The following is a 25,014-nucleotide window of genomic DNA, read 5'->3' on the forward strand; positions in this document are numbered from 1 at the left end:
GCGGTGGGCTGCGGACATCGGGACAAACGAGTCCGTGACCGCACCGGTGACGCCGGGCCCCACGGCAGCGGCGCTGCCGGGCGTCGGGGCCGGCGGGTCACCAAGCGTCGCCAAGGTGCCTTGCTCGCACCTCAGTCGAAGATGGGGTCGAGGTCGCGGCTGCGCTTGAGTTCGAAGAAGCCGGGGGTGCCGGCGACCAGCAGGACGCCGTCCCAGAGACGACCCGCGGCCTCGCCCGTGGGCGCCGGAGTGACCACCGGCCCGAAGAAGGCGACCTGCCGGCCGTCGGGGCCGGGAGCGTGGATGACCGGGGTGCCGACGTCGGTGCCGACCGGCCGCATACCAGCCTCGTGACTGGCCCGCAGCGGCGCGTCGAGGTCGCTGTCCCCGGCCGCCTCGGCCAGCGCCGGGTCCAGTCCGGCCTCGGTCAGGGCGGCGACGTACAGCTCCGGACCAAGTGGCTCCTTGCCGAGGTGGATCCGCGTACCCAGGGCCGTGTAGAGCGCCCGCACCGCGTCGGCGCCGTGCCGCTGCTGCACCGCGACGCAGACCCGCACCGGCCCCCACCCGTTCTGCATCAGCTCCCGGTAGTCGTCGGACAGCTCCCTACCCTCGTTGAGCACCGACAGGCTCATCACCTGGAAGCGGACGTCGACCGGACGAACCCGCTCCACCTCCAGCAACCATCTGGACGTGAGCCACGCCCAGGGACAAATCGGGTCAAACCACATGTCAACGGTGACGCGCTCGTTCACGACGAGTTCCTTTCGCAATGATTTCGCCGGCGCACCGGCGTACCTCCGATCTTTGCTCCGCCCCCTGCCACCTGCCCGAGGATCGAGCCGTGACCTCGCCCACCACCGCCTACCCGTACATGGAAGACTCAGGCCCGGACCGGCCGTCACGAGCGGTCGACGGAACGTGCGACCGTGACGACGGCGAGAGTGGGATGGAGACGAACAGTGCCGGGAGTGCGCAACCTGACACAGGTCGAGGCGACCGAGCGGGCCCGCCTGCTCGACGTGACCGGGTACGACATCAGTCTGGACCTGTCCAGTGCTGTTCACGCCGCTGACGGTCGTACCTTCCGGTCGACCACCGAGGTGCGGTTCGGCTGCGCCGAACCGGGGGCGAGCACGTTCATCGAGGTGGCGGCCGACTCGGTACGCTCGGCGACGCTCAACGGCGCCCCGGTGGACCTGGCCGACTTCTCGGCCGAGAAAGGGCTCACGCTGACCGGGCTGGCCAGCGAGAACACGTTGGTCGTCGACGCGGACTTCGCGTTCTCCAACTCCGGTCAGGGGCTGCATCGCAGCGTGGACCCGGTCGACGGTGAGACCTACCTCTACAGCCAGTTCGAGACGGCCGACGCGCAGCGGGTCTTCGCCTGCTTCGACCAGCCCGACCTGAAGAGCGTCTACACCTGGCACGCCACCGTTCCGGAGCACTGGAAGGTGGTCTCCAACATGCCGGTGGAGCGGGAGGAGGCGGCCGGCGAGGGCCACAAGACCGTCCACTTCGCCACCTCCGCCCGGATGAGCACCTACATCACCGCGCTGTGTGCCGGCCCGTACCACGAGGTCCGGTACACCCACGACGGCATCGACCTGGGCTACTTCTGCCGGGCGAGCATGGCGCAGTATCTGGACTCCGACGAGCTGAACCTGGTCACCACGCAGGGCTTCGACTTCTTCCACCAGCAGTTCGGGGTGCGGTACCCACTGCCCAAGTACGACCAGCTGTGGGTGCCGGACTTCAACGCCGGCGCGATGGAGAACTTCGGCTGTGTGACCCACGCCGAGTCGCACTACCTGTTCCGCTCGCAGGTCACCGACTTCGAGTACGAGCAGCGGGCCAACACCGTCCTGCACGAGCTGGCGCACATGTGGTTCGGCAACCTGGTCACCATGCGCTGGTGGAACGACCTGTGGCTGAACGAGTCGTTCGCCGAGTGGGCCAGCCACTGGTGCAACACGCACGCCACCCGGTTCACCGAGGCGTGGACGACCTTCCTGTCCATCCGGAAGAACTGGGGCTACCGGCAGGACCAGCTCTCCTCCACCCACCCGGTCTACTGCGAGATGCCCGACCTGGAGGCCGTCGAGGTCAACTTCGACGGCATCACGTACGCCAAGGGCGCCAGCGTGCTCAAGCAGTTGGTCGCCTACGTGGGCGAGGGGCCGTTCCTGGCCGGCCTGCGCGCCTACTTCGCCCGGCACGCCTGGGGCAACGCCACCTTCGACGACCTGCTGTCCGAGTTGGAGACCGCCTCCGGTCGCAAGTTGACCACCTTCGCCTCACAGTGGCTGGAGACCGCCCAGGTCAACACGCTGCGCCCGGAGCTGACCATCGACGCGGACGGCACCTACCAGCGGGTGGCGGTCCGTCAGGAGGCGCCGGAGGGTTACCCCACCCTGCGTACCCACCGGATCGGGGTGGGGCTCTACGACCTCGCCGACGGCCGGCTGGTCCGCCGCGAGCGGTACGAAGTCGACGTCGACGGCGAGCTGACCGAGCTCGGCGCACTCACCGGCGTGCCCGCGGCCGACGCGCTGCTGCTCAACGACGACGACCTCAGCTACACCAAGCTGCGGCTGGACGAGCGGTCCATGGCGACGGTGGTCCAGCACATCGCCGGCCTCGAGTCGTCGCTGGCCCGGGCGCTGTGCTGGACCGCCGCCTGGGACATGACCCGCGACGCCGAGTTGGCCACCCGCGACTACGTCGCCCTGGTGCTGGCCGGGCTGCCGGCGGAGACGGACATCAACCTGGTCACCGCGACGCTGCGCCAGGTCAGCAGCGCGCTCACCTTCTACGCCGACCCGGCCTGGGCGCCGACCGGCTGGGCCGACCTGGCCCGTACCGCGAAGACCGCGCTCGCCGCGGCCGAGCCGGGCAGCGGCTTCCAGCTGGCCTGGGCCCGGGCGTACGTCTCCGCAGCCCGCTCCGGCGAGGATCTGGCCGTGCTGCGCGGCTGGTTGGAGGGCACCCAGGTGACCCCGGGGTTGACCATCGACACCGAGCTGCGGTGGAGCGTGTTGCAGGCACTGGTGGCCAACGGCGCGGCCGGGGCGTCGGAGATCGAGACGGAGCTGGCCCGGGACAAGACCTCAAGCGGTGAGCGGGAGGCCGCGTACGCGCACGCGCTGGTGCCGACCGAGGCGAACAAGGCCGCCGTCTGGGCTCAGTTGACCGGCCCCGAGGCGCTGCCGAACTGGCGGCACCGGGCCCTGTTGCAGGGCTTCAGCCACCCCACGCAGGTGGAACTGGTGACGCCTTACCGGGACCGCTACTTCGCTGCGGTCGGGCAGGTCTGGGCGACCCGGGACAGCGAGCCGGCGCAGGAGTTCGCCATGCTCCTGTACCCGGCCTACCTGGTGCAGGACGACACCGTCGAGGCCACCGACGCCTGGCTGGCGCAGGAGGGCCACCCCGGGCCGTTGCGGCGGCTGGTCGCCGAGGGCCGCGACGGCGTGGTCCGCGCGCTCGCCGCGCAGGCCCGGGACGCCCGAACGGCCTGACAAGGCGGGAGCCTGGAGCCGGCGTGGGTGTGCGCCCGCGCCGGCTTCGCCGGTTATGGTGATGGAAGGAGGTGGACGTGATGGCACAGCCGATTCACGAGCGGCGCCCACCCGAGCGAAGCTGGCGGGAGCAGGATCTCTCCGACCTGCCAGAGGATGGAAGCCGCTACGAGATCATCGACGGGAGCCTCCACGTGACCCCACCCGCCGGTCCATATCATCACGAGTTGGCTGATGACATTCGGATGGCGATGCGGCAGGCGGCCCCGGAGGGGTGGCGGGTTATCCGGGAGATCGGGGTGCAGGTGCCGGCCGGCAACCTGATTCCAGATATCACGGTGCTCAAGGTTGGAGCCCCGCAGGACCGGATGTGGGCGGAACCGGCGTACGTCGCGCTCGTCGTCGAGGTCGAGTCGCCCAACAGCCGCCGACACGACCGGTTCGCCAAGCCCGCGCTCTACGCCGAGGCCGGCATCCCGTTCTACTGGCGGGTCGAGCGCGGTGATTTCGGCCCGGTGGTGTACCGCTACGAGTTGGTCAAAGAGGTCCACTACAACCTCCTCGGCACGGTCGGGCCGGACGATCCGGTCGAGGTGACCGAGCCGTGGCCGATGCGGCTGGATCCGTCCGCCTGGCCCAGGTGAAGCTGGAAATCCTGGCCATGCAAAAGCCCGGCCGCGCGCGACGCGGGCCGGGCTTTTGTCGTACCGGTCGGGCTCAGCCCTTGCCGGCGTAGCGGGAGAGCTGGTCGAGGCCCTGGATGATGCCGCCGGCGAGATCACCGCCACCGAACGAGGCCACCATCGACAACGCGGCGATCTTGGCGTACGTGTCCGGGACGCGCTTGCGGGCGTACCGGCCGGTGACGATCTCCAGCTGACGCTGGTTGGGTGAGATCGCGATCAGCACCGACCGGTCGGGCTCGGCCAGCTGCCGGTGCAACCGCTCGGCGTGCTCCCGGATCGGCTCGTCGAGGCCGCCGACGAAGACGGAGAAGACCAGGCCGGTCGTCCGGTCGGCCACCCGCAGCGCCTCGTCGATGCGCAGCAGCTGGCGAGTCGAGAACGGCCCGTCGAGCACGTCCGGCGGGTTCTCCGTCCCGGCCGCGTGCTGCTTCTCACCAACGGTCACTTGCGCCTCCGGTTCCACCGGTCGGCGCCTCTACGCCGGCCTGTTCCTGCGTGCGGCTGGTCAGCGCGGGCGCCTGTGCCCCCACCGACAGCGCGGTGCCCGCGGAGTCGGCCAGTTCCTCGGGGCGGCCGAGGAACCACACCGGCGTGAAGGTGAACGGCCGGCCCGGCCGGTACCGCTTGGCACCGCCACCCCCGCCCTGGCTGCCCGCGTAGACGAGGCCGGCGATCACCAGCACGATGGCTGCCGGGATGCCGACGAAAACCAGCAACGTGTCGGTTACAGACAATCCCAACGCCCCCAGGCGGAAAGAGAGATCTTCGATCGGGTCGGGTGGTGGATCACCGCGGTGACCTCCCGACTCCGCTGTCATTCACGTTAGCGGAGCCGACGCTCCGCCAGACTGCGGGGTGCCGATCCCATCCGCCACTGGAGGCTTCCAGTTGCGCAGCGGTCGCGATCAGCCTCGCGTCGTCGCCGTAGCGGCCGGTGAGCAGCACGCCGACCGGCAGCCCTTCGGCGGTCACGCCAACCGGCAGCGAAACCGACGGCTGACCGGTGACGTTGAAGACCGCGCAGTACGGGGAGAAGCGGCGTTGCCTGTCGAAATCCTCCGCCGGGGTACGCCCCTGGGTGAACCAGCCGACCGGCGCCTGCGGGGCCGCCAGGGTGGGACAGAGCAGCAGGTCACAGCCGGCGGTACGACGGACGCCGAGGCGTACCTGCGCCTGGATCTCGCCGAGGGTCGCGGTGAGCGTGCCGGCGGAGATCCCGGCGGCCTGGGTCCGCAGGAAACGGGTAAGCGGCAGCAGCTCGGACTCCCGCTGCGGCGGCACCGGGGCGAGCGCGAGGACGTACCAGACGATCTCGAACAGCGGCCAGACCTGCGGGCCGAGCGGTACCGGCACCTCGACGACCTCGTGCCCGGCGGCGACGAGCAACTCCGCGGCCCGGTCCACCGCGGCGACACAGTCCGGGTGGACCGGCTCGTCGGCGAGCATCGGGGTGGTGAACCGGCCGACCCGTAGCGGGCCGGGCTCGGCGGCCCGGGCGGCGGCGAGATAGCCGCCCGGCGGCGGTGCCGGCGGCAGGTACGGCTCGCCGGGCACCGGCTCGGCCAGCACGTCCAGCAGCGCGGCCACGTCGGCAACGGTCCGGCCCAGCGGACCGCTGGTCGGCAGGCCGAAGGCGCCGAATCCGAGCGGACCGCCGGAGACCACGCCGCGGCTTGGCTTGTAGCCGATCAGCCCGCACAGCGACGCGGGAATCCGCAGGGAGCCTCCACCGTCGGAGCCCTGCGCCACCGGCACCAGGCCCGCCGCCACAGCCGCCGCCGCGCCACCACTGGAGCCGCCGGCGGTGTACGCCAACGCCCACGGATTGCGGGCCGGCGGCGCCACCAGGGTCTCGGAGTACAGCGAGCAGCCCAGCTCGGAGGTGGTGGTCTTGCCGAGACTGACCAGGCCCGCAGCCTGCATGAAGCGCACCACGTCGGCGTCGACGGGCGGTACGAAGTCCGCGAAGGCGGCCGAACCGAACGTGGTGCGGACGCCCGCCGTCAGGGTCAGGTCCTTTATCGCGGTCGGTACCCCGTGCAGTGGCCCACGCCGATCGACCGGCGTCGCGTCGGCGGCGCGGGCGGCTTCGCGCGCCAGCTCGGGGGTGACGGTGACGAAGGCGCCCACCGTGTCGCCGAGCGCGTCGACCCGCCGCAGATGATGCTCGACGAGGTCCAGGCTGGACAGTTCGCCACGGGCGAGCGCGGCGGCCTGTTCCAGCGCGGTCAGGTCATGCGGCTCGGCCATGCCGCCATCCTGCCCGCTCAGGCCACTCGTCGCCGCCTCGACACGAGCGTCCGGCCTCAGGCAAGGGTGCCCGGTGGCGACACCCACTCGGACCGTGGTCCACCGACTTCCGCCAACAGGTCGAAATCCCGGTCGTAGTGGAGAACGGTGGCCGCGTACTCGGCGGCAGAGGCGGCGACCATGAGATCCACCGGACTCGCGGCCCGGTGGTGTCCCCGGGCGGTCAACGCGAGTTGCAGGTCCCGCGCTCTCGTCGCCACGGCCGGGGTGATTGGAAGGTCGATCATCAGCTCGGCGCGCCGGGCGCGGATCGTCATCGCATTCCTGAAGTCGCGGGCGCTACGCCCGTCCTCCAGGTCCAACGGTAGGCAGGTCGCGGCCAGCCTCTCCTCGAGCAGCGCCAGGATCCGCTTTCCGACGATCGGCTGGCGGAGGCGGCCCCAGGCCGAGGTGTCGATCAGGTATAGGCCGGGCGGAGGGGTCACGCTGCGTCCCGCCTACCGCCGGGTGTCTTGTCATCCTCCAGCAAGCCGGTCCAGTCCCGATCGATGGAGAGCAACTCCCGGATCCCATCCATCCGCTCGCTGCGCTCGGCGACCATCCGGAGCGCGGCGTGAATGGTGTCCTTCTTGCTCTTGGTGCCCAGCTCACGACGGGCCCGTTCGAGCAGCTCATCATCAAGATCAATAACAGTCTTCATGGCCCCAGTATATACGAGCATTCCACCCTTATATATCGCCTCGCCCGAGGAAGCGGAGGGCATTGGTGGAGAGCAGGTTGGCGCGCTGGGCGTCGGTGAGGAAGTCGGCCTGGCGGACCACCGCGCCGGCCGGGCGTTCGCCCAGGGGGTACGGGTAGTCGCTGCCCACCAGCACCCGCTCCGCGCCCATGATGTCCACGAGGAGCCGCAGGGCGGGAGTCGAGAAGACCACCGAGTCGACGTAGAACCTGTCGACGTAGGAGCTGGGCGGCGCGGCGGAGGCACCGCGTACCAGGTCACCGCGGCGGTGCCAGGCGTTGTCGGCACGCCCCAGCCAGAACGGGAAACTGCCGCCACCGTGGGCGAAGCAGATCCGCAACGTGTCCGGCACCCGGTCGAACACCCCGCCGAGGATCATCGCCAGCACCGACAGGTGGGTCTCGGCGGGCATGCCGGTGAGCCACCGGGCCATCCAGCGGTCCAGCCGGGGACTGCCGGCCATGTCCCACGGGTGGACGAAGACCGGCGCACCGACCTCGGCGCAGTGGGTCAGGAACGTCACGATGCCGGCGTCGTCCAAGTCCCGGTCGCCGACGTGGTTGCCGATCTCCACGCCGACGTGGCCGGCCGCCAGGCAGCGGTCCACCTCGGCGCAGGCCGCGTCCGGGTCCTGCAAGGGCACCTGGCAGAACGGCAGCAGCCGATCCCCGCCCGCGGCGGTGACCTCCAGGGTCAGGTCGTTGAAGATGCGGGCCACCTTCACCGCCTGGTCGGCCGGCCGGTCGTAGCAGAAGAAGACCGGGGTGGGCGAGACCACCTGCACGTCGACCCCGTCGGTGCTCATGTCGGCCAGCCGGGTGTCGGCGTCCCAGCACTCCGCGCCGACCGGGCGGAACGGCGTCTCGCCGACCATGATCATGGCGGCGCGCTCCGAGTCGACCCGCAGCCAGGGCCAGCCGGACCCGCCGCACGCGGCGGCCAGGTCCGGCCAGCCCTTCGGTACGACGTGCGTGTGCACGTCCACCACCGGAGACACCATCAGCCCTTGCCCGGGTGCAGGGCGCCGCAGTTGTCGCAGGTACGCGCCGACTCGTCGCCGTAGAACGCGGCGAAGACCGGTGGCAGGTCGGCGGCGATGTCCCGCACCTGCAATTCGACCTCGTGCACCTTGTGCGAGCACTCGGGGCAGTACCACTGGAACTTCTCCAGCGTCCCCTCCTCGCGTACCCGCTCGATCACCATCCCGATCGAGCCGGCCTCCGGTCGCTGCGGCGAGTGCGGCGTGTTCCGGGGCAGCATCCACATCTGGCCCTCGCGCACGTGCACCGTACGCGGACCCTCGGGCAGCATGAGGTTGATGTGCATGTTGCCCTTGACCTGGTAGAAGAACTCCTCGTACGGGTCGACGTGAAAGTCGGTGCGCTGGTTGGGGCCGCCGACCACCATCACGATGAAGTCCTCGGAGCCGGGCAGCATTTCCTTGTTGCCCACGGGCGGCTTCAGCAGGTGCTGGTTCTCGGCGATCCAGCCGGGAAAGCTGAACGGCTCGGCGATCTCACTCATGGCTGGCCTCCTTCTGGGAGCAGGGCGACGGCCTGCATCTCGATCAGCAGGTGCGGATGCGGCAACTGGTGCACGGCGACAGTCGTCCGGGTCGGCCCGGTCGCATCGAAGAACTCCGCCCACACCTCGTTGTATCCCCCGAAGTCATTCATGTTGACCAGATAGCTGGTCACCTGGACCAGGTCGGTCAGCTCGGCACCGACCGACCGCAGCAGGTCCGCGATGTTCTCGATCACCGCCCGGGTCTGTGCCCGGATGTCCAGGTCGGTCGTGCCGAACTCGTCCACCGACACACCCGCGAACGTGTTGTCCGGCCGCCGGGACGACGTCCCCGACACGAAGACGAACCCGCCCGCCACCTTCACATGCGGAAACGCCCCCCGAGGAACCGCCTTCCCGGCAACCACCCGAGCCCCGTCACCCCCACTCACGACAGACCCCCGCGACAACCCGGACGGACAGCACCAGACCCCCACCCAGCCAGCACCGGCACCGGCACCGGCACCGGCACCGGCCACACCAGATCCAATCCACCTGGCACCGGCGCACGGACCCCGACCACGTCGAGGGTTCCGGGCAGCCCGACCGGCGCAGGGATCAAGCCTGACCGCCCGGAGCCGGTCGGGCTGCCCGGAACCCCAAGGCCGGTCACGACGAACTCCGCAAGGAAGCCGTACCGAGCTTCTCGACCACAGCCCGGACACGAGCACCAGCACGCAACGGCACCGCGGCAGTCGCCGCGCCGGCCAGAAAGACCCAGCCCGAGCGCAGCCGTACGCCGTGTCGGCCCGCCAGTCGGATGCCCTCGTCGAGCGCCCGACGCGGGTCACCGAGGATGGCCGCCGTCGAGCCGACCTGTGCCACCCGCCCATCGATCTCCAGCAACACGCCCAGGTTGTCCAGCCCGTCCGGCACCCGCGACCAGGGGCCGATCACGAACGCGCCGGCCGACGTGTTGTCGGCGATGACGTCCGGCAGGGAGAAGGTGAAGTTCGCGTACCGGGAGTCGATCAACTCGATCGCCGGAGCGACCGCCCGCACCGCGTCGGTGAAGTCACCGACTGGTTCACCGGGCTCGGGAAGCCGGTCCAGCAGGAACGCCACCTCCGGCTCGACCCGGGGATGGATGAACTCGGCCACGTCGACAGTGCCGCCGTCGGGGACCCGCATCGCATCGGTGAGCCGGCCCCAGATCACCTCGTCCACGCCGACCTGGGCCATCTTCGCCTTGCTGGTCAGCCCCATCTTCAACCCGACGAGCCGTTCTCCCCGGTCCAGCCGGCGCTGCACCAGCGCGGTCTGCACCGCGTACGCCGCGTCGACGTCCAGCCCGGTCTCGACGGCGAGTTGAGCGGTGGCGGTGGCCGTGTCGGCAGCCGTACCGAGCGTCTCGGCAATCCCCGCGATGTCCGGCCCGATCATGATTTTTCCTTGCCGGCCAGGTCCAGCGCCACGTCGACGATCATGTCTTCCTGCCCGCCGACCATCCGGCGTCGGCCCAGTTCCACCAGAATCGATCGGACGTCCACGCCGTAGCGCGCCGAGGCCCGTTCGGCGTGGCGCAGGAAGCTGGAGTAGACCCCCGCGTACCCCAGGGAGAGGGTTTCCCGATCGACCTGGACGGGCCGGTCCTGCAACGGGCGGACGATGTCATCGGCGGCGTCCATCAATGCGAAGACGTCGCAGCCATGCTGCCAGCCGTACAGCTCGGCGACCGCGACGAAGACCTCCAGCGGTGCGTTGCCGGCGCCGGCACCCATGCCGGCGAGGGAGGCGTCCACCCGGACCGTCCGGCCGGCCGGCGACCCCGGCGGGCCGTCGCCGGCGATCCGGCCGTGTTCGACGGCGATCACGCTGTTGGCCACCCCGAGGGAAAGGTTGTGGTGCGCGTGGATGCCGATCTGCGTGGTCGGCTCAAGCACCTGCCGGTACGCGTCGACGCGCTGCGCCACGTCGGACATCAGCAGCCGGCCGCCGGAGTCGGTGACGTAGACGCAGTGCGCACCGTACGACTCCATCAGCTTCGCCTGGGCGGCCAGCCCGGCCGGGTCGCTCATGTGCGACATCATCAGGAAACCGGCCACGTCCATGCCGTTCTCCCGGGCCCAGGAGATGTGCTGGGCGGAGATGTCCGCCTCGGTGCAGTGGGTGGCGATCCGGACGCTCGTCACCCCGAGCGCGCGGGCGGCCTTCAGGTCGGCGATGGTGCCGATGCCGGGTAGCAGCAGGGTGGTCAGCTTCGCCCTCGTCATCACCTCGGCCGCCGCCGCGATCCAGTCGGCGTCGCTGGCCGCGCCGTGGCCGTAGTTGACGCTGGACCCGGCCAGACCGTCACCGTGGGCCACCTCGATCGCGGCCACCCCGGCGGCGTCCAAGGCGGCGGCGATGGTGCGGACCTGGTCGACGGTGTAACGGTGGGCGATGGCGTGCATGCCGTCGCGCAACGTGACGTCCTGGATGTACAACTCTGTCACTTGGCCAGCACCTCCGCCCGCAGGGCGACCAGCCGCTGCGCGGTGCGCAGCGCGGCCGAGGTCATGATGTCCAGATTCCCGGCGTACGCGGGCAGATAGTGCCCGGCGCCGGAAACCTCCAGGAAGACCGATACCTGCCACCCGGTGAGCTGCCGTCCCAGCGACGGTACGTAGCTGTCGACGCGGTCGAACTGCACGTCCTGCTTGAGTCGGTACCCGGGCACGTACTCCTGCACGGTGGCCACCATGTCGCCGACGGAGGCGGCGATGGCGGCGCGGTCGGCGTCGGGGTCCGGGCAGAGGCAGTAGACGGTGTCGCGCATCAGCAGCGGCGGGTCGGCGGGATTGAGCACGATGATCGCCTTGCCTCGGTCGGCGCCGCCGACCACCTCGATCGCCCGGGCCGTGGTCTCGGTGAACTCGTCGATGTTGGCCCGGGTGCCCGGGCCGGCCGACCGCGAGGCGATCGACGCGACGATCTCCCCGTACGCGACCGGGGTCACCCGCCGCACCGCGGCGACGATCGGCACGGTCGCCTGCCCACCGCAGGTGACCATGTTGAGGTTGGTCTCGCCCAGGTGTTCCTCCAGGTTCACCGGCGGTACGACGTACGGGCCGATCGCCGCCGGAGTCAGGTCGATCACGGTCCGCCCGTGCGCGCGCAGCACCGCGTCGTTGTGCCGGTGCGCACCGGCCGAGGTGGCGTCGAAGACCAGGTCCACGTCGGCGAACTCGGGCATCGCGACCAGACCCTCGACACCCTGCGCGGTGGTGGCCACGCCGAGCCGGCGGGCCCGGGCCAGCCCGTCAGAAGCCGGGTCGATACCCGCCATCGCCACCATCCGCAGCGATTCCGACAACCGCAAAACTTTGATCATCAGGTCGGTGCCGATGTTGCCCGACCCGATCACCGCCACACCCGTCATCCGTCGACCTCCCTGGAGGAGAAGCAGGTCCGGACCGAGCCGAGACCGGAGATCCGGGCCTCGTACGCGGCACCCGGCGTCACCGGCACCATCGGGCCGAGCGCGCCGGAGAGCACCACGTCACCGGCGCGCAGCGGGTCACCGGCGCGGGCCATCGTGCCGGCCAGCCAGGCCAGCGCGTGCAACGGATTGCCCAGGCAGGCCGCTCCGGCCCCCACCGACACCGGCTCCCCGGCATGTTCGAGGACCATCCCGCACAGCCGCAGGTCGACCTCGGCCGGCCGGCGGGGCGTGGTGCCGAGCACGAACAGGCCGCTGGAGGCGTTGTCGGCCACCGTGTCCACGATGGAGATGTCCCAGCCGGCGACCCGCGAGTCGACGATCTCGATGGCCGGGAGCAGATGGTCGACGGCGCGCAGCAGGTCGGCGGTGGTGACCCGGTCGTCGGGCAGGTCGGCGCCGAGCACGAAGGCGACCTCCGCCTCCACCCGGGGTTGCAGCAGGCGGCCGATCGTCACCTCGCTGCCGTCGGGCACCGCCATCGCGTCGGTGAGCACCCCGAAGTCCGGCTCGTACACCCCGAGGCTCTCCTGGACCGCCCGGGAGGTCAGCCCGATCTTCGCGCCGACCCGCCGCTGGCCGGACGCCAGCCACTCGCCCACCTGGCGCTGCTGCACCCGGTACGCGGCACCGACGTCGCCCTGTGGAAGAAGTCGCCCGCGCAGCGGCGGGCAGGGCTTGCCGGTGTCGCGCGCCTCGGCCAGTTCCTTGGCCGCCATATCAAGATCGCTCATGACGGCACTCCGCTTCGCTGCGTGCCGTCATGAGGCACCACCGCACTGAACCCGATGATTCGCTTACTCCGTTCGCTCATGACAGGTCCACGCAGACGTTCGTCAGCTCGGAGTAGAAATCCAGCGAGTGCACGCCACCCTCGCGACCGATGCCGGAGGCCTTCACCCCACCGAACGGGGTCCGCAGGTCGCGTAGGAACCAGGTGTTGACCCAGACGATGCCGGCGTCCAACCGGGCACCGGCCCGGTGCGCCCGGCCCACGTCACGGGTCCAGACCGTCGCCGCCAGGCCGTACTCGGTGGAATTGGCCAGGGCGTACGCCTCGTCCTCGTCGTCGAACGGCGCCACGTGCACCACCGGGCCGAAGATCTCCTCGCGGTTGGTCCGCGCGTCCGGGCCGAGCCCGGTCAGCACCGTCGGCTGCACGTACGCGCCAGAGTCGCGGGCGTCGTCGAACCGGGGCACCCCGCCACCGGCGAGCACCCGCGCGCCCTCGGCCCGCGCCAGGTCGTAGTGCCCGAGCACCTTGTCCCGGTGGCCGTGGGAGATCAGCGGCATGTTCACCGTCGCCTCGTCGGCCGGCCAGCCGTACGCCAGCTCGCCGGCGCGCTCGGCCAGCCGCGCGGTGAACTCCTCGAACACCTGCCGCTGCACGTAGATCCGTTCGGTGCAGAGGCACACCTGACCGCCGTTGGTGAAGCTCGACCGGACCGAGCCGGTCACGGCCGCGTCCAGGTCTGCGTCGGCGAATACAAGCCCGGCGTTCTTGCCGCCAAGCTCGAAGCTGACCGCCTTCACCCCGTCGGCGGCGGCTCGCATGATGGCACCGCCGGTGGCCGACTCACCGGTGAAGGTGATCGCGTCGACGCCCGGGTGACGGGTGAGGAACTCGCCGGCCGATCCGGGCCCGAAGCCGTGCACCAGGTTGAACACGCCGTCCGGCACCCCGGCCGCCGCCATCACCTCGGCGAGCAGCGTGGCCGACGCGGGCGTCTCCTCGCTCGGCTTGACCACCACCGCGTTGCCGCAGGCCAGAGCGGGGGCGACCTTCCAGGTGAGCAGCAGCAGCGGCAGGTTCCACGGCACGATCACCGCGACCACGCCGACCGGCTTGCGCACCGCGTAGTTGAGCGCCCGACCACCGGTCGGTGTGACAGTGGTGAACGACTCGGTCGGCGCGGTCGCCACGATCTCCGCGAAGGCCCGGAAGTTCGCCGCGCCCCGCGGGATGTCCAGGGTGCGGGCCTGCGAGATGGACTTGCCGGTGTCGGCGACCTCGGCGGCCACCAGGTCGTCGAAGCGACGCTCCAGCTCGTCGGCGACGCGGCGCAGCACCTCGGCGCGTTCCCGCTCCCCCGCCCGGCCCCACGGGCCCCGCAATGCCGCCCGGGCCGCCGTCACCGCGTCGTCCACCGTGGACCGGTCAGCCTCGGCCACCTCGAACACCGGCTCGCCGGTCACCGGGCTGCGCTTGGTGAACCGGGTTCCGGCAGCGACGAACTCGCCGCCCACGAAGTTCCGCAGCAGACCGGGACCGTCAGGTGCCCGTCCGGCCATCAGCCGGGGATCCCAGAGCGTCATCCGCGTCTCCTGAGCCCGAGCGCCACCGCCGCGCCGACCACCGCCGCCAGGCCGGCCGCGGCCAGGCCGACCACCTGGTACTGCTGGCGGACCCGACGCCGCACCTGCGCGTACGGGACGGTGGAGAACGACACCAGTTCGTACTGGGAGACGTACCGGCCGGGCAGAGCACGCTCCAACGCGTGCTCGACGCGCTTCCGGGTCCGGAAGACCGGGGAAGCGACCTTGTCGCGCATCTCCACGAAGTTGGCAAGCGCCATCCGGGCGATCGCCTCGGCATTGTCCTGTCGGCGCCGCTGGAACAGCGGCAGCGCCGCCGACCAGTCCCCGGCACACTCGTCGAGGCAGCGGTCCAGCTCCACCACGTCCTCGAAGGCGCAGTTCGCGCCCTGGCCGTAGAACGGCACGATGGCGTGCGCCGCGTCGCCGAGCAGGGCGACGCGGCCGTCGACCTGCCACGGATCGCACCGCACCGTGCCGAGCACCCCGACCGGGTTGTGCTGGTAGTCGTCGACCAGGTTCGGAGCGATCGGCGGCAGGTCCGGATAGTGCTGCGCGAAATGCCGCTCGATCGCCGCCGCGCTGCCCAGCGAGGCGAAGCTGGCAGTGCCGTGGGTGGGCCAGAACAGGGTGCAGGTGAAGGAGCGGTCCGGGTTGGGCAACGCGATCATCATCGAGGTGCCGCGCGGCCAGATGTGCAGCGCACCCGGGTCCAGGGCGAAGTCGCCGCCCAGCGGCGGGATGGTCAGTTCCTTGTAGCCGTAGTCGAGGAAGTCGACGCTCTCGGTGACCAGGCCGTGGGCGAGCAGTTGCCCGCGTACCGCCGAACCGGCGCCATCGGTGCCGAGCACCACCCGCGCGCCCGCGGTGACCGTGCCCCCCGGCGTCTCGAAAGTCATCGTCGCGGTGGCCGGGTCGAGCCCGACCAGCCGGTGCTCGAAGGCGATGCGCACCCCCGGCAGCTTGGCGGCGGCCTCCAGCAGGGCGTTGTTCAACGCGCCCCGGCTGATCGAGTTGATCGCCCGGCCGCCGGAGACGCTGTACGACTGGAATCCCGGTGCCCCGGCCACCGGATGGATCATCCGGCCCCGCATCGGCAACGCGTCCGCCATCACCTGTTCGGCCAGCCCGATACGACGCAGCGCGTCGAGCCCCCGCTCGGAGAGCGCCAGGTTGATCGACCGGCCCCGCTCGGGGGCGCCGCTGCGCGGATCCGGGCGCCGCTCGTAGAGCGCCACCTGATGACCCCGGCGCGCCAGGAAGCAGGCCAGCAGGCAACCGGCCAGCCCGGCACCGACCACCGCGATCTCGTCGCGTTCCCCGGTCACCGGGCCGCCTCCGAAACCGTCGCGGCCAACGCGTCCGCGACTCGCCAGCAGTCATGGAACGTCGAGTAGAGCGGCACCGGGGCGAACCTGACCACATCCGGTTCCCGGGCGTCGGCGATCACCCCGTGCTCGTGGCGCAGTCGCTTGGTCAGCTCGTTGGCGCTGCCCGCGCCGATGCGTACCGACAGCTGGCAACCGCGTCGGCGCGGCTCACGCGGAGTGATCACGGTGAGCGGCCGGCCGGCGGTGACCTCGTCCAGCAGCCGCTCCAGGTAGCAGGTGAGCCGGAGGCTGCGCGCCCGCAGCGCCGGCATGCCAACCGAGTCGAACAGTTCCAGCGAGGTGCGGACCGGCCCCATCGCGAAGATCGGTGGGTTGGAGATCTGCCACGCCTCGACGGTGGCCGGTGGCCGGCTCACCGGAGCCATCTCGAACCGGGTCTGCGCCGCCGTGCTCCACCACCCCTCGAAGCGGGGCAGGCTGTCGTCGCCGTGGTGCCGTTCGTGCACGAAGACCCCGGCCAGCGCGCCGGGCCCCGAGTTGAGGTACTTGTACGAGCACCAGGCGGCGAAGTCGACGTCCCAGTCGTGCAGCGACAACGGCACGTTGCCCGCCGCGTGCGCCAGGTCCCACCCGACGACCGCGCCGGCGGCCCGGCCGGCCGCGGTGATCGCCGGAATGTCCATCAGCTCGCCGGTGAGGTAGTTGACGCCGCCGAGCAGCACCAGCGCCACGGTGTGGCCCTCCGCCGCCAGGTAGCCGGTGATGTCCTCGGTGCGCAGGGTGTCCTCACCGGGACGCGGCGCGAGCCGGACGACCGTGCTGTCGGGGTCGAGGCCGTGGAACCGTGCCTGGCTGCGCACCGCGTAACTGTCCGACGGGAAGGCGGCGTCCTCGATGACGATCCGGGTCCGCTCGCCCGCCGGTCGGTAGAAACTGACCATCAGCAGGTGCAGGTTGACCGTCAGCGAGTTCATCACCACGGTCTCCGTGGGCAGGGCGCCGACCAGTCGGGCGGCCGGCGCCGTCAACAGCTCGTGGTACGGCAGCCAGGGCCGTTCCGCCGCCAGATGCCCCTCCACGCCGAGCCGGCTCCAGGCGTCCAGATCGGCCAGGAGTTCGTCCCGGGTGGCCCTCGGTTGCAGGCCGAGCGAATTGCCCGCCAGGTAGGCGGCCTCCGGATAGCGACCACCGTCGGCCGGCGGCACGTGGAACAGGTGCCGATGCCCCGGTTCGGCCGCGTCGAGGCGGAGCGCCTCGGCCTCGGTGTCGTTGCTCATCGTCGTCACAACCGCCTCACATCGCCGTCCGGGCCGACCACAGCTCCGGGAAGACCACCCGGGCCATGCTGCGTTGCAGCCACGCCAGCCCGGCGGAGCCGCCGCTGCCCACCTTGGCGCCCATGGTTCGCTGAACCGCCTTGATGTGGTGGTGCCGCCAGTCACCGAACTGCTCGGCCACCTCGGTCAGCGCCTCGCCGAGCAGCCGCAGGTGGTTGTCCGGGCCGGAGTCGGCGTAGATCCGTACCCAGGCAGCCTCGACGGCGGGGTGCGCCTCGTGCTCGGTGGCCACGTCCCGCTCCAGCAGGTCAGCAGGCAGGTCGTGACCGTGCCGGGCGAGCAGGGCGACCACCTCGTCCCAGACGCTCGGGCTGGCCAGGGCGTCGGTGAGCTCGGCGTACACCTCGGTCTGCCGCCGGAACGGGCGGATCAGTGCCGGGTCCCGCAGCCCGAGCAGGAACTCCAGGTGGCGGTACATCGCCGACTGGAAGCCCGACCCCTCGCCGAGCAGGTTGCGGAAGCGGTTGAAGTCGGCCGGGGTCATCCAGCGCAGTCCCCGCCAGGCCGCGTTGAGCCCTTCCAGGTGCAGCGCGGCGCGGCGCAGCGGGGCTAACGCCTCCCACACCCGGTCGGAGCGCAGCAGCCGGGACGTCTCCCGCAGTTCGTGACAGGTCAGGCCGAAGTACAACTCCATGATCTGGCTGACCATCAGGAACGACATCTCGCCCGGGTCGGCGCTGAGCGGCTGTTGCAGGCGATGCAGCGTACTGGCCTGCACGTACGCGTCGTACGGCACCCGCTCGGCGAATTCCAGGGTGGGCTCGCCGCCGTTGCGGGCGGCGCGCGCCACCCGCTGCCGTGCGGTGACCGGACGCACCTCCGTTCGGGGGCGCAGATCCGTCTGCTCCATGCGTCCGCTCCTTCCGGCTCGCCCGTCCAGTCATGATCTCCTGCGAGGTTGGCCGGACGGAATGCCTGTTCAACGGCGCTTTCCGTGGTCGACCTGTGAAACGGAACCCGCTCGTCGGGTTCGACCTGTCGGACGTAAGGTCACGGGCATGGACGAGATGGACTGGGCCCTGCTCCGCGAGTTGCAGGCCGACGCACGGTTGTCCTTCAGCGAGTTGTCCCGGCGGGTGCACCTGTCCCCACCCGCGGTCGCCGAGCGGGTGCGCCGGCTGGAGGAAACCGGCGTGATCAGTGGGTACCACGCCCACGTCGACCTGGCCCGGGCCGGTCGCAACGTGGTCGCGCTGATCCGGATGTCCTGTTACGGCGCCCGCTGCATCCTGCACGACCCCGACGTCGCGCGATGGCCGGAAATTCTGGAGATCCACCGGATCACCGGTGACGCGTGCAGCGTGCTGAAGGTCGCGGCCGGTTCGATAGGCGATTTCGAGGCGGTCATCGACCGCCTGGCCCCCTACGGGCAGCCGTCGAGCACGATGGTCCTCTCCACCCCGCTCGCCTGGCAGCCCGTCACCCCGAGGGAAGGTTCCCCTCCGGACAGCCGTCCCCGTCGCCGGGAGGCGGGTTAGCTGCCGGAGCAGGGGGAAAGCCACCCGGGTCGCCCCAACAGGCCCGGTACGCCGGTGCCGGGAGGGAGGGGATCATGCGAGGTCTGCAACCGTACGGAGGCGTCCACCGCGCCCCGTCGACCATCGCCCGACTGTTCGGGGCCTTCGTCCTGATCGCGGCGTTCGCTCTGGCCGGGCTGGCCCTGCCCGGTGCCGCACCTGCCAGCGCGAATGAGAACACCTTCGTCGAGGTGACGCCGAACAGCGTCCAGGCCGGTTCCCGGGTGCACATCCGGGCCAGCTGCGACAACGCCAACGACCGCCAGGCCGAGGTGACCTCGGACGCCTTCAACCGGGTCTTCCTCCGGCCGGACAACGGCTTCCTCACCGGTTCGGTCACCGTGCCCGGCAACAAGGCGGCTGGCGACTATCCGGTGCACCTGCGCTGTGACAACGACCGGACCGCCAGCACCACGCTGACCGTGCTGAACATGGAACAGCCCACCAAGGGGCCGGCGACCGGTGGCGGCGGTACGGCCGACCGGGGCACCGGCTCGATGCTGCTGCTGGGCGGCGTCGCCACAGTGGCCGCGGCGGTGGTCTTCGGACTGCTGAGCAGCCGGCGTCGAGCCGGCTCCTGACCCACCGTCGCCATGGCCGGCTTCCGCGTACCCGCGCCGGAACCGGGCCCCGGTCCACGGCGAACCACCACCCGTCGGAGCCAGCGGGTCCGGCGGAGGGTGGTCGCGGCGGCTGGCCGGCTGGTCCGGGTCGCGGCGCAGATGGGTTCGGCAAGCGTCGCCACGCCCGATCCGGCGGCGGCGCCGCTACCACCCCGGCGGCCACGGGCCTGGGCGGTGGGGACCGGACACCACGGTCGTCGCTCCGGGCCAGGGCTACCGGTACTGGTGATCGGCTCGCTGATGCTGCTGATCATCGCGATGCTCGGCGTCGAACGGCTGACCGGGCTGAGCCTGCTACCGGACCGCTTCATCGCCGGGCTGGCGCAACCACCCAAGAAGTTTCCGCTGCTGGCGGCGAGCGAGCCGGTCGGCATCGAGATCAACAAGATCGACCTGGCGGCACCGGTGCACAACGTGGGCATCGCCCCCGACGGCAGCATCGCCGCACCGCCGGCCGAGCGGGCCCAGGAGGCCGGCTGGTACGACCAGGGGCCCACTCCCGGTCAGTACGGACCGGCTGTCATCGTGGGGCACGTCGACACCACCACGGGCCCGGCCGTCTTCCATCAACTGCCCCAGCTGCGGGCCGGTGACCGGGTCGAGGTTGCCCGTTCGGACGGCTCGGTGGCGGTCTTCGAGGTCGACCGGGTCGACCGGTTCGACAAGGAACAACTGCCGACGGACGACGTCTTCGGTGACTTCAGCCGTCCCCAACTGCGGCTGATCACCTGCGGCGGGCGCTGGGTCGGCGGGGAGACCGGGTACGCGGACAACGTCGTGGTGTTCGCTTCTCTGGTCGAGGCTCGGTAGGGCTTGCTGTGGGGTTTCCGGAAGCCTGACCTGTGTGGGGTTTTCGGGGGAGCCCGACCCGCTCCGGGCGGTCAGGCTTGATCCCTGCGCGGGTCGGGCTCCCCCGAAAACCTGTTCGGCGTACTCGCCGCGCGGGAGGCGCGGGGTCGTCCGCGAGCGCGGGTGGGCATCTTGCGGGGTTGAGCTGGGCGGACAAGCGAGCCGTTGACAGGTCAGGCGGCTTCGGGTTCGCGGAGATCCAGCCAGTCGGCCCAGCGCGGGTCGGGGGCGCGGTGGCCGAGCACCCGCCAGGCGATCCCCTTCGGGGCGGTGGGCAACGCGTGCAGCCGCCAACCCAGCTCGGCCGGGGTCTTGTCGCCCTTGGTGTGGTTGCACCTGGCACAGGCGGCGACCACGTTCTCCCAGGCGTGCCGGCCGCCCCGGCTGCGGGGAAAGACGTGGTCGATGGTCTCCGCCGGGCCCCGGCAGTAGGCACACCGCCAGCCGTCCCGGGCGAAGATCGCCCGGCGGGACAGACCCACGTGGGTGCGGTACGGCACCCGGACGAAACGGGTGAGCCGGACGACCGAGGGCACCGGCAGCGCGCTGCGCGCGCTGTGCAGGATGCCCTCACCGTCGGCGACACATACCGCTTTGGCGGAGAGTACGAGAATCGCGGCACGACGTACCGACACGACACACAGCGGCTCGTAGGTGGCGTTGAGGACCAGCGCGCCGGAGCCCACCGTGGGTCGTATGTCAGGCATCGCGTCACCCTCCCGGTCAAGCGGCTTACCACTCGCCACCGCCGACCGGCGTCGGGCACAGCCCCACACCACGTCGACGCCGGCCGGATCACCGACGTCCGCTGCGCCAATAGTCCCTGATCGGAACCGGGAATGCACGTACTAATCCTGGGTAGCCCGCGCCTTCCCCCGGCCGCGCTCGGCCGGCCGGGCGGCACCGGCCGGTGGGTCGACGGCGGACCCGCCGACCGGTTGAGGTACGAACACAGGGTGACCGTCAGCAGCCTCAGCCCCACCCCCGCCCCGTCCAGTCCGGAGCCGGCCGAAACACCGAGCCCGGAGTGCCTGGACGAGGCGCTGTGCAAGATCGTCTGGAACTGGACCGACTCGGTGTGGTTCGCCGAGGGCAGCTTCTGGATCCTCGTCAAGCCACTGCGGATCATTTTGATCCTGCTGCTGGCGTTGGCTGCCCGATGGCTGGTGCACCGCACGATCCGTCGACTCGTCCGCAGCACCAGCGACGCCGGTGTGCCGACCATGCTCCGCCCGCTGCGCGAGCGCATCCCGACCGCCGCCACCGAGCCTGGCGAGTTCGTTCCGGAGCGTCGCCGGCAGCGTGCCGAGGCCATCGGTTCGGTGCTACGGAGTATGAGCACCGCGTTCATCTTCGGCATCGCCCTACTGATGGTGCTCAAGGAGTTCAGCTTCGACCTGGCCCCGCTGCTGGCCAGCGCGGGCATCGCCGGCGTGGCCCTCGGCTTCGGCGCGCAGAGCCTGGTCAAGGACCTGATCGCGGGGCTGTTCATGCTGATCGAGGATCAGTACGGGGTGGGCGACAACGTCGATCTCGGCGAGGCGACCGGCGTGGTCGAGGCGGTCGGGCTCCGGGTGACCACCGTCCGGGACGCCCGGGGCGTGCTCTGGTACATCCGCAACGGCGAGATCATCCGGGTGGGCAACAAGAGCCAGGGGTGGGCGCTGGTGGTGGTTGACCTGCCCATCGGTTTCGCCGGCACCGAGGAGGCGACGGCCGTGCTGCGTACCGCCGCCGCGTCGATCGCGGTGGACCCGGAACTGGCCAGCTCGATCGTCGAGCCGCCGGAGGTCCTCGGCGTCGAGCAGGTCACGGTGGAGGGCACGGTGATGCGCACGGTGGTGAAGACGACCGCCGACGGTCAGTTCACCGTCGCCCGGGAGCTGCGTCGCCGACTGGCCGAGGCGCTGGAGAACTCGGGTATCACGGCGAGGATCGCGGCGGGCCGCCTCTACCCCGGCATACCTACTCGATCGGACTCCGAGACCGGTCAAGGCGGCGCCACCTGAACCGACCGGCGGGGGTCGCGACTGAGCGGCCCCCTCGGGTATCGTCCGTTCGTTCAGTCGGAGATGCGACCAACCAACCGTTCGCCCTAGCCAGTTGTCAGACGATCGGGCAGAATCCGGTGCACGCGCTTACCGAGCGGTGTCACGTCCTCGCTGATCCGCAGACCTGACGATGGTCCCGGGCCGCCATCACGAGTGGCCAGACACCGGGACGATGGAGGCGATGGTGTCCGACGAGCGACCTTCTCCGGAGGGGCCGGCCACCTTCCGGGAGGTTTTCGCCCAGCGTGAGTACCGCGCCGTCTTCGCGGCCAGCACGCTGACCTGGGTCGGTGACTACGTCGCCAGGGCAGCCGTCACCCTCCTGGTCTACCGGGAAACCGAGTCCGTGGCGCTGTCGGCGGCCGCCTTCGCGGTCAGCTATCTACCGTGGCTCGTCGGCGGCCCGTTGCTGGCCACGATCGCCGAACGGCACTCGTACCGACAGGTGATGATGGTCTGCGACCTCATCCGGATGTCGCTGATGCTGCTGGTCGCCATCCCCGGGATGCCGGTGCCGTTGATCCTGGTGCTGCTGTTCGCCACCACGCTGGCGAACCCACCGAGTCAGGCCGCCCGGTCGGCCTTGCTGCCGCTGATCCTGCCCGGGGACCGACTCGTCGTCGGGCTGTCCGTCAACGCGAGCGTGGGGCAGGCCGCCCAGGTGGTCGGTTACCTGCTCGGCGCCGCCATCGCGACGGTCAACCCCACCGCCGCGCTGTTGATGAACGCGGTCGCCTTCGCGCTGTCCGCCGTGATCGTCCGGCTCGGGGTGCACGACCGACCACCGGCGATGACCAACGCCCACCGCAGTCACCTGCTGCGGGAGACCGCCGCGGGCTTTCAGATCGTCTTCAGGACGCCGGTGCTGCGTGCTATCGCCGTCCTGGTCTTCAGCGCCATGCTCTTCTCCATCGTGCCGGAGGGGCTGGCCGCCGCCTGGGCCAACGAGCACGCCGGCCAGAGCATGGACCCCGGGCTGGCCCAGGCCGTGATCATGGCAGCCACCCCGGCCGGCTTCATCCTCGGCGGGCTGATCATCGGCCGTACCGTCGCACCCGCCCGCCGACTGCGCCTGTTACGGCCGTTGGCCGTGGGCGCCCCGCTGGCGCTGGTGCCCGCATTGTTGGATCCGCCGCCGGTGGTGGTGGCGCTACTCGCCGCCATCTGCGGATTCGCCGTCGCCGGGCTGATTCCGACGGCCAACGGGCTCTTCGTCCAGGCCCTCCCGGACGGCTTCCGGGCCCGGGCGTTCGGTGTCATGGCGACCGGCATGCAGGTCATCCAGGGTGCGGCCGTGCTGGTGACCGGGCTGCTCGCCGAGCGCTTCCCGATTCCACTCGTGGTGGGGGTGTGGAGCGTCGCCGGGGTGCTGTTGATGTCGATCGTCGCCCTGCGCTGGCCCGACCAGCAGACCGTGGCCGCCTCCGTCGACGCCGCCCGAGCCGCCTCCGTCGCGAGTGCCGATGCCACCGCCCCTGCCGGATCGTCCGGGGACACCTCTGCCGAGGATCCCGGGCCCGGACACGTGGGTCCGGGACGGCCTCGGCACGCGGTGACCTGAGCCACCCTCGTTCACCCGGTGCCGACCGGGCGAGCGCCCCGGCGGGCCTGGCAGGATGGAACGGTGAATCCCGCAGGTGAGTCCGAAGGCCACGGCGAAGCGGTCACGTTCTTCGACGCCGTCGGCGGTGAGCCCACGTTCCGCAGGCTGGTCGAGGAGTTCTACGCCGGCATCGCCGCCGATCCGCTGCTGCGCCCGATGTATCCGGAGGAGGATCTGGGCCCGGCCGCCGACCGGATGCGGCTCTTCCTCATGCAGTACTGGGGCGGCCCGAACACCTACTCAGCGCAGCGGGGCCATCCCCGACTGCGGATGCGCCACGCCCCGTTCCGGATCGGCGCGGCCGAACGCGACGCCTGGCTGCGACACATGCGCCGGGCGGTCGACAGCCTCGACCTGCCCCCGGCCCTGGCCACGGAGCTGTGGAACTACCTCGAACGGGCGGCGTACTTCATGGTGAACGACATGGCGGACCCGGCCGCCCACGGCTGACCTCCACCGCCCCGCCACCACGGCGGGGCGGCTGCCTCCGCCGCTCAGAGCAGGGCGCCCTCGTCGTGCAGCCAGTCGACGAAGCTGGTGGCCACGGCGGCGCCACAGTCGAGCAGCTCGACCAGGAGCGCGTCGTGGGCACCGGCCGCCAGCGGGACCTGCAACTCGGCGTAGATCGGCAACTGGCCACGCTCGGTGGGATCACCCACGTACGCCTTGCAGAAACGTCGGGTGTGGTTCCACTCGTTGACCACCCGGTAGGCCCGGTCCGCCCAGTCCGGCGGCACCGTCGCGTGTGGCCGGACACGCAGCACGAGGATCTCGTCCTCCGGCCCCTCCAGGGTGACCAGCACCGCGTGTCGCTCCCACATGGCCAGCAGGTTGCCGTCGCCGTCGGCCAGGTAACGCACGTCGAGCAGGTCGAGCGCGTCGCAGATCCGACGCAGGGTGACCTGTTCGACGGTGGCTGGCATGTCGGCGATCAACGGACGCTCCGCAGCCGGGCAGTCGTCGCCCGGTTGGCGGGGCGCCGGCGGGCCGACCCGGACCGTACCTTCCACCATGATCCTGCTTCGAGTTTCCGGGTCACCGCCACTGGCGGGACCTGGACGCCATGACCACCACGGCATCGCTCGCGCACCTCACTCCCCAGCGGATCCGGTCGCCTACAGTGGGTGGATCCGAGGATGGACGGTACCCGGACAGCCGGAACGAAGCACCCCCCCAACGCCAGCACCAAACCGGAAGGATGGGTAGC

General features: G+C 70.9%; 27 protein-coding genes. 8 read left to right on the forward strand and 19 right to left on the reverse strand.

What is annotated here, in order from left to right; genetic code table 11:
- Nucleotides 1–131: 131 nt before the first annotated feature.
- Nucleotides 132–755 (reverse strand): disulfide bond formation protein DsbA, encoded by a 624-nt coding sequence (locus ACN26Z_RS25265; RefSeq protein ID WP_421463627.1) that lies wholly within the window; start codon nucleotides 753–755, stop codon nucleotides 132–134.
- A 216-nt stretch (nucleotides 756–971) separates the two neighbouring features.
- Between ACN26Z_RS25265 and pepN the strand changes: the two genes are divergently transcribed.
- Nucleotides 972–3,521, forward strand: a complete 2,550-nt coding sequence (gene pepN, locus ACN26Z_RS25270; protein WP_421463629.1) for an aminopeptidase N — start codon at nucleotides 972–974, stop codon at nucleotides 3,519–3,521.
- Between the two features lie 80 nt (nucleotides 3,522–3,601).
- Complete coding sequence (locus tag ACN26Z_RS25275; protein ID WP_093411323.1) at nucleotides 3,602–4,165, forward strand: Uma2 family endonuclease; 564 nt, start codon at nucleotides 3,602–3,604, stop codon at nucleotides 4,163–4,165.
- A 73-nt stretch (nucleotides 4,166–4,238) separates the two neighbouring features.
- Here the strand turns inward: ACN26Z_RS25275 and ACN26Z_RS25280 are convergent, their stop codons facing one another.
- The 16 genes from ACN26Z_RS25280 to ACN26Z_RS25355 form a co-directional block, all read right to left on the reverse strand.
- A complete protein-coding gene (locus tag ACN26Z_RS25280; RefSeq protein ID WP_093411273.1) occupies nucleotides 4,239–4,652 on the reverse strand; it encodes a DUF5130 family protein in 414 nt (137 codons plus the stop codon).
- Nucleotides 4,639–4,923 carry a hypothetical protein gene (locus tag ACN26Z_RS25285; RefSeq protein ID WP_282240714.1) on the reverse strand — a complete coding sequence of 95 codons (285 nt, stop codon included), beginning with the start codon at nucleotides 4,921–4,923 and terminating at the stop codon, nucleotides 4,639–4,641. Before ACN26Z_RS25285 ends, ACN26Z_RS25280 begins: the two co-directional genes overlap by 14 nt.
- Before the next feature lie 70 nt (nucleotides 4,924–4,993).
- On the reverse strand, nucleotides 4,994–6,457 hold the full coding sequence (locus ACN26Z_RS25290) for an amidase (protein WP_421463632.1): 1,464 nt from the start codon (nucleotides 6,455–6,457) through the stop codon (nucleotides 4,994–4,996).
- Between the two features lie 56 nt (nucleotides 6,458–6,513).
- Nucleotides 6,514–6,942, reverse strand: coding sequence for a PIN domain-containing protein (locus ACN26Z_RS25295; protein WP_093411265.1), 429 nt, complete (start codon nucleotides 6,940–6,942; stop codon nucleotides 6,514–6,516).
- The gene (locus ACN26Z_RS25300; RefSeq protein ID WP_093411321.1) at nucleotides 6,939–7,157 is read right to left on the reverse strand and encodes a type II toxin-antitoxin system VapB family antitoxin; all 219 of its coding nucleotides are present in this window, start codon (nucleotides 7,155–7,157) and stop codon (nucleotides 6,939–6,941) included. Before ACN26Z_RS25300 ends, ACN26Z_RS25295 begins: the two co-directional genes overlap by 4 nt.
- 28 nt (nucleotides 7,158–7,185) lie before the next feature.
- Nucleotides 7,186–8,196 (reverse strand): amidohydrolase family protein, encoded by a 1,011-nt coding sequence (locus ACN26Z_RS25305; protein ID WP_421463635.1) that lies wholly within the window; start codon nucleotides 8,194–8,196, stop codon nucleotides 7,186–7,188.
- Nucleotides 8,196–8,720: a 3-hydroxyanthranilate 3,4-dioxygenase gene (locus tag ACN26Z_RS25310; RefSeq protein WP_093411261.1), complete on the reverse strand. Its 525-nt coding sequence runs from the start codon at nucleotides 8,718–8,720 to the stop codon at nucleotides 8,196–8,198. The genes ACN26Z_RS25305 and ACN26Z_RS25310 overlap by 1 nt, the downstream gene beginning before the upstream one ends.
- Entirely contained in the window at nucleotides 8,717–9,169 is a 453-nt protein-coding gene (locus ACN26Z_RS25315; protein ID WP_282240713.1) for a RidA family protein, read from the reverse strand. Before ACN26Z_RS25315 ends, ACN26Z_RS25310 begins: the two co-directional genes overlap by 4 nt.
- A 199-nt stretch (nucleotides 9,170–9,368) precedes the next feature.
- The gene (locus tag ACN26Z_RS25320; protein WP_282237106.1) at nucleotides 9,369–10,142 is read right to left on the reverse strand and encodes a 2-keto-4-pentenoate hydratase; all 774 of its coding nucleotides are present in this window, start codon (nucleotides 10,140–10,142) and stop codon (nucleotides 9,369–9,371) included.
- Complete coding sequence (dmpG, locus tag ACN26Z_RS25325) at nucleotides 10,139–11,194, reverse strand: 4-hydroxy-2-oxovalerate aldolase (protein WP_421463638.1); 1,056 nt, start codon at nucleotides 11,192–11,194, stop codon at nucleotides 10,139–10,141. Before dmpG ends, ACN26Z_RS25320 begins: the two co-directional genes overlap by 4 nt.
- Nucleotides 11,191–12,120, reverse strand: a complete 930-nt coding sequence (locus ACN26Z_RS25330) for an acetaldehyde dehydrogenase (acetylating) (protein ID WP_093411253.1) — start codon at nucleotides 12,118–12,120, stop codon at nucleotides 11,191–11,193. The genes dmpG and ACN26Z_RS25330 overlap by 4 nt, the downstream gene beginning before the upstream one ends.
- Nucleotides 12,117–12,914, reverse strand: a complete 798-nt coding sequence (locus ACN26Z_RS25335) for a 2-keto-4-pentenoate hydratase (RefSeq protein ID WP_421463640.1) — start codon at nucleotides 12,912–12,914, stop codon at nucleotides 12,117–12,119. Before ACN26Z_RS25335 ends, ACN26Z_RS25330 begins: the two co-directional genes overlap by 4 nt.
- Nucleotides 12,915–12,990: 76 nt before the next feature.
- Entirely contained in the window at nucleotides 12,991–14,472 is a 1,482-nt protein-coding gene (locus ACN26Z_RS25340; protein ID WP_421464721.1) for a 2-hydroxymuconic semialdehyde dehydrogenase, read from the reverse strand.
- 20 nt (nucleotides 14,473–14,492) lie between these two features.
- Nucleotides 14,493–15,824, reverse strand: coding sequence for an FAD-dependent oxidoreductase (locus ACN26Z_RS25345; RefSeq protein ID WP_421463642.1), 1,332 nt, complete (start codon nucleotides 15,822–15,824; stop codon nucleotides 14,493–14,495).
- Nucleotides 15,821–17,104, reverse strand: coding sequence for a kynureninase (gene kynU, locus ACN26Z_RS25350; RefSeq protein WP_421463644.1), 1,284 nt, complete (start codon nucleotides 17,102–17,104; stop codon nucleotides 15,821–15,823). The genes ACN26Z_RS25345 and kynU overlap by 4 nt, the downstream gene beginning before the upstream one ends.
- A 16-nt stretch (nucleotides 17,105–17,120) precedes the next feature.
- On the reverse strand, nucleotides 17,121–18,014 hold the full coding sequence (locus tag ACN26Z_RS25355; RefSeq protein ID WP_421463646.1) for a tryptophan 2,3-dioxygenase: 894 nt from the start codon (nucleotides 18,012–18,014) through the stop codon (nucleotides 17,121–17,123).
- A 148-nt stretch (nucleotides 18,015–18,162) separates the two neighbouring features.
- Here ACN26Z_RS25355 and ACN26Z_RS25360 point away from each other — a divergent pair, with 148 nt between their 5' ends.
- The 3 genes from ACN26Z_RS25360 (at nucleotide 18,163) to ACN26Z_RS25370 (ending at nucleotide 20,114) form a co-directional block, all read left to right on the forward strand.
- On the forward strand, nucleotides 18,163–18,642 hold the full coding sequence (locus ACN26Z_RS25360; RefSeq protein WP_093411243.1) for an Lrp/AsnC family transcriptional regulator: 480 nt from the start codon (nucleotides 18,163–18,165) through the stop codon (nucleotides 18,640–18,642).
- 74 nt (nucleotides 18,643–18,716) lie between these two features.
- Complete coding sequence (locus ACN26Z_RS25365) at nucleotides 18,717–19,262, forward strand: hypothetical protein (RefSeq protein ID WP_282237099.1); 546 nt, start codon at nucleotides 18,717–18,719, stop codon at nucleotides 19,260–19,262.
- A 12-nt stretch (nucleotides 19,263–19,274) separates the two neighbouring features.
- Nucleotides 19,275–20,114: a class F sortase gene (locus tag ACN26Z_RS25370; protein ID WP_421463648.1), complete on the forward strand. Its 840-nt coding sequence runs from the start codon at nucleotides 19,275–19,277 to the stop codon at nucleotides 20,112–20,114.
- 212 nt (nucleotides 20,115–20,326) lie between these two features.
- On the opposite strand, the gene ACN26Z_RS25375 is transcribed toward ACN26Z_RS25370, so the two are convergent.
- The gene (locus tag ACN26Z_RS25375; protein ID WP_093411314.1) at nucleotides 20,327–20,860 is read right to left on the reverse strand and encodes an HNH endonuclease; all 534 of its coding nucleotides are present in this window, start codon (nucleotides 20,858–20,860) and stop codon (nucleotides 20,327–20,329) included.
- 249 nt (nucleotides 20,861–21,109) lie between these two features.
- Here ACN26Z_RS25375 and ACN26Z_RS25380 point away from each other — a divergent pair, with 249 nt between their 5' ends.
- From ACN26Z_RS25380 to ACN26Z_RS25390, 3 genes are all read left to right on the forward strand, one after another.
- A complete protein-coding gene (locus tag ACN26Z_RS25380; RefSeq protein WP_282237097.1) occupies nucleotides 21,110–22,162 on the forward strand; it encodes a mechanosensitive ion channel family protein in 1,053 nt (350 codons plus the stop codon).
- A gap of 223 nt (nucleotides 22,163–22,385) precedes the next feature.
- The gene (locus tag ACN26Z_RS25385; protein WP_421463651.1) at nucleotides 22,386–23,765 is read left to right on the forward strand and encodes an MFS transporter; all 1,380 of its coding nucleotides are present in this window, start codon (nucleotides 22,386–22,388) and stop codon (nucleotides 23,763–23,765) included.
- Nucleotides 23,766–23,828: 63 nt separating this feature from the next.
- Complete coding sequence (locus tag ACN26Z_RS25390; RefSeq protein WP_210940093.1) at nucleotides 23,829–24,257, forward strand: globin; 429 nt, start codon at nucleotides 23,829–23,831, stop codon at nucleotides 24,255–24,257.
- A 44-nt stretch (nucleotides 24,258–24,301) separates the two neighbouring features.
- Here the strand turns inward: ACN26Z_RS25390 and ACN26Z_RS25395 are convergent, their stop codons facing one another.
- On the reverse strand, nucleotides 24,302–24,886 hold the full coding sequence (locus ACN26Z_RS25395) for a YbjN domain-containing protein (protein ID WP_093411235.1): 585 nt from the start codon (nucleotides 24,884–24,886) through the stop codon (nucleotides 24,302–24,304).
- Nucleotides 24,887–25,014: the final 128 nt, after the last annotated feature.

Source organism: Verrucosispora sp. WMMD703, assembly GCF_049178935.1.
Classification (GTDB): domain Bacteria; phylum Actinomycetota; class Actinomycetes; order Mycobacteriales; family Micromonosporaceae; genus Micromonospora; species Micromonospora sediminimaris.